Origin of the sequence: Streptomyces pseudovenezuelae (assembly GCF_001513955.1) — a bacterium.
In the GTDB taxonomy this organism is placed as follows: Bacteria; Actinomycetota; Actinomycetes; order Streptomycetales; family Streptomycetaceae; genus Streptomyces; species Streptomyces pseudovenezuelae.
On the sequence record NZ_KQ948168.1, the window covers coordinates 1 to 2,680 of the forward strand.

General features: G+C 72.3%; 4 protein-coding genes. All 4 read right to left on the reverse strand.

The window, feature by feature from the left end; all coding sequences use genetic code 11:
• Nucleotides 1-334 precede the first annotated feature (334 nt).
• Nucleotides 335-715 carry a hypothetical protein gene (locus AQI94_RS42245; protein WP_030498517.1) on the reverse strand — a complete coding sequence of 127 codons (381 nt, stop codon included), beginning with the start codon at nt 713-715 and terminating at the stop codon, nt 335-337.
• A complete protein-coding gene (locus AQI94_RS42250) occupies nt 712-1,581 on the reverse strand; it encodes a hypothetical protein (protein ID WP_051742471.1) in 870 nt (289 codons plus the stop codon). The genes AQI94_RS42245 and AQI94_RS42250 overlap by 4 nt, the downstream gene beginning before the upstream one ends.
• A gap of 317 nt (nt 1,582-1,898) precedes the next feature.
• Nucleotides 1,899-2,162: a hypothetical protein gene (locus AQI94_RS42255; RefSeq protein ID WP_063755196.1), complete on the reverse strand. Its 264-nt coding sequence runs from the start codon at nt 2,160-2,162 to the stop codon at nt 1,899-1,901.
• Between the two features lie 6 nt (nt 2,163-2,168).
• Nucleotides 2,169-2,680 (reverse strand): hypothetical protein (locus AQI94_RS42260; RefSeq protein ID WP_208611891.1); only part of this gene is annotated, 512 nt, incomplete at its 5' end.

Sequence of the window (2,680 nt, forward strand, 5' to 3'; positions counted from 1 at the left end):
CGGCCGGGAGCGGGCCGGAGGGACCGAGCAGGGACCGAGGGGGCCCTCGGCTCCCTGGCGGCGGCTCACGGGCGGACGAGCCGGTCCTCGGGGCGGACGAGCAGGACGGCCAGGACGTGGACGAGCCGGTCCTCGGGAGGGCCCGGGGAAGTGCCGGCCGACCGAGGCGGCCACGGCCAGGACGAGCGGGAGGGGCGGTCAACTGTCCCGGTATTACCGACCATTAGACGTATGCCCGGGTATGCACCCGCCGGGACCGAGGCGGACGAGCAGGGGCTCCCATGCCCGCGGCCCCCTGCTCCGGGTGGGAGCAGGGGGCCGCGGGGAGCCTCGGTCAGCCGTGGGTGTACCGGCCGTCAGGGGTCGGGCAGTCCGGGTCTGAGCACGCACAGTAGGCGCCGGGCGGCTCGTCCTGGTCGTCGTCGTCCCCGGGCGGCTCGTCCCACTCGGGGTCGTTCTCGGGGGTCAACTCCCCGCAGGACATGCACCGTTCCTTGCCGTGCCGGACCCCGACCCGACCGCCGCACCGGGCGCACTCGCCCCGTTCGAGCACCGGGCCGCGTCCAGCCTGGCAGGCCGGGCAGGTGTGCCCCTCGGGGCCGGACGTCCATCCGGCCCGCGCGGCGACGTCCTCGAACTCCCCGGGGTAGTCGTTCGGTTCGAGCAGGACGGCCAGGCAGTTGCGGCGGTCGCAGGTGGCCGCGTCCCGGATCACTTCTCGGTCCCGAAGTCGGGGAGGCGGTAGACCGGGGCGGTGTAGGTCTGGCCATCCGCGCTGGGCTTCCATCCGGCGGCCCGGTCCGGCTCGTAGTGCGCGGCCGGGAGGACCTGGAACCCCTGCTCGATGAGCCGGTGTCCGGCGGATGCCGGGCGGATGTCGTCCCAGTCCGGGAGTTCGATCCGGGCCAACTCCTCGGGCTCCGGGGTGTGTTGGGTCACCGTGATGACGTACCCGCCGGACTCCGAGGGGGCGACGGTGGCCAGGAAGGCGCCGCCGGGGGCTTCCGCGATCTGCTCGCGCAGGGTCGGCACCTGCGGGGTCTGAGGCTCGGTCCCGCCGTGCATGGCCTCCCGGTCGGTGCCCTGGACGAGCCAGCCGCGGAACGGGGCGTGACTGCCGGCGCGCATCCGGTCGACCCGTTCGGCCACGGTGGTGTGGTGGGTCTGGGTGACTTCCCCGATCTCCCGCAGGGACATGCGCGCACGGCCCTCGGACGCCTCCTCACGGGCGTACAGGATGAGTTCGGACTCCAGAGCCTCCAGCCGGGAGCGGAGCCGCCGCACGTCCCGCAGGGCGGCCCACAGCCTGTCACCGCTCATGAACTCGCCCTCCCGCAGGGAGTCGACGGCCTGAATCGCGGTGTCCGTCTCGTCCGCCATGGTCCAGCCGTGGACGTGGCCGGAGCGGAAGTGCAGCACGTAGGACGTGGTGCCGTCCTTCCACCACGTGGTGGCGCCGTTCTGGCCCCCGAGCCGCTCGTCAGGGGCGGTGTCGGCGTGGGTCAGGGTGATGCGGCCGACGTGGTGCGCGTAGTGCGGGAATGAGCTTTCCGAGCCGGGGGCAACGATGCGGGTTCCCATGGCGGGGTGTCCTTCCTGGTCAGGGAGTTGGGCAGGATCACGCCCCCCGTTCTGTAGGGGTGACCCTACGGAAGAATGTAGGGGTGACCCGACGGAAGGAACAAGGGCGACTCCCGGCCAACTGGCGCATTCGGGGGCGCGTGCTGCTGTCGCGTGCCCCTGTCGCATGGGGAGCGGGAGGGGGAGTTCGGGGGGTCCGCGCAGGTCACAGCGCGCGACAGGGGGACGTGTGACAGGTGGACGCGACAGGGCCCCGGTACGTCAAGTGACAGACGTACCGGGGCCGGTTGTACGTCATCCGGTCTTCCCGGCCTGCGTCATGCGGCGGCGAACAGGGCGAGTTGGGCCACGTGGCACCCGTAGCCGGGTGCGGCGACCCGGCCGGGCGCCCGGGGGCCTGCCACGTGGACGTGGTGGCCGGTCGGCGGTATCCGCTCCATGGCCTGCTCTGCCGCTTCCCGCAGGGTGAGCCGGGAGCCATCGGGCCGGGTCAGTGCGAGCGGGTGCGGCTCGGGTTCGAGCAGCTCCCCGCCCGGGGTCACCAGGACGGGGGCCCCGCAGCGCGGACACCGGCCGGTCATGACGGGTCAGGCGCCCGGGGCGGACCGGGGCGAGGTAGGCCAGTCGACCGACCCTGTGGGGGCGGGAGGGACGCGGCCGGCACTCCGCCAGTTCTTCGCGCTCTTGCTCGCCTTGCTGCGGGCCGCCGCTGTGTCGACGTCGTACCGGGCCAGGACTTCGCCCCGCTGATCCTTGGGGACTTCGTAGATCTCTAGTTCCGCTTCGAGATCCTGCCTGCTCGCGTAGCCGCCCACTTCGCACTGGGCACTGATCCCGGCAACCCTGCGCCAGGGGATGAACCGGACCCCGACGACCGGAGACGGGTCCACCACGCCGTTCTCAACGACGTGGACCTCCCACGTCCCGGAGACGATGACCCCGCCACCCGTGAACGTCAGGGCTTCCGACCGGGCTTCGATCTCCGTGTCCCCGGTGATCTCGATCAGGCAGAGTTCCCCGGGAGGGAAGACGCCTTCAAGTTCCTTCGGATCCATGTCTGACCTTCCTTGGAATTGAGGCGGGGCCCCCAGCTCGGGGG